This window comes from Mycobacterium sp. 1245852.3 (assembly GCF_001669335.1).
Taxonomy (GTDB): Bacteria; Actinomycetota; Actinomycetes; order Mycobacteriales; family Mycobacteriaceae; genus Mycobacterium; species Mycobacterium europaeum_A.
The window spans coordinates 1-730 of sequence record NZ_LZLL01000039.1 but is presented as its reverse complement, the minus strand read 5'-3'; the positions used below and the strand labels follow the sequence as shown (position 1 = coordinate 730).

The 730-nt window shown below is 67.3% G+C and carries 1 protein-coding gene and 1 pseudogene; one reads left to right on the top strand and one right to left on the bottom strand.

Features of this window, described 5'->3' with window-relative positions; translation table 11 throughout:
• The first annotated feature begins 153 nt into the window (after positions 1–153).
• Entirely contained in the window at positions 154–378 is a 225-nt protein-coding gene (locus A9W96_RS32445; protein ID WP_067180489.1) for a hypothetical protein, read from the top strand.
• A 1-nt stretch (position 379) separates the two neighbouring features.
• Here A9W96_RS32445 and A9W96_RS01545 read toward each other — a convergent pair.
• A pseudogene (locus tag A9W96_RS01545) lies at positions 380–730 on the bottom strand (hypothetical protein); the annotation flags it as partial.

The following is a 730-nucleotide window of genomic DNA, read 5'->3' as shown; positions in this document are numbered from 1 at the left end:
CGCGCCGAGAACGTGCCGCTGGACCCCAATGCCCCGCAGGGGGCGTTCACCGCGGCGCGGCTGGCCAAGGCCGAGGGCGTGAAGATCTCGAAGATCTCCTTATCAAAAAAATAAAAAACCGTCGACTACGAGGGCGCCACCATCCCGGTTCCGGTGGACGACCAGACCCTGCAGAAGATCTGCGAGATCACCGACGGCCAGTCGTTCCACGCCGACAGCCTGGACTCGCTGAAGAACGTGTACTCGACGCTGCAGCGCCAGATCGGCTACGAAACCGTGAAGGGCGACGCCAGCCTGGCCTGGATGCTGCTCGGCGCGTTCGTCCTGGCCGGCGCCATCCTGGCCGGGCTCCTGCTGAACCGCAGGCTGCCCGCCTGAGTCAGCTGGGCAGGCGCCGGTTGATCAGCAGTGCCAGCGCGGTCGCGATCAGGGCGGTCAGCACGGCCAGCCGCAGCCAGCCGGAGCTGCCCGGCCCCGGCACCGTGCGGTAGCCGATCTCGTTCTCGATGGCGTTGTAGCTCTTTTCCAGCTCGCCCAGGGTGGTGGCGGTGTAGGACTGCCCGCCGGACAGCTTGGCCACCATCTTCATCTGGTCGGTCGAGACCGGGACGGCGATGCGCTGCCCGTCCATCTCGATCTCGCCGCCCTTGGTCCCGAACGAGATCGTCGAGATCGGCACGCCCTCGTCCTTGGCCAGCCGCGCCGCCGTGTAGATGCCGTCGTGCGGATC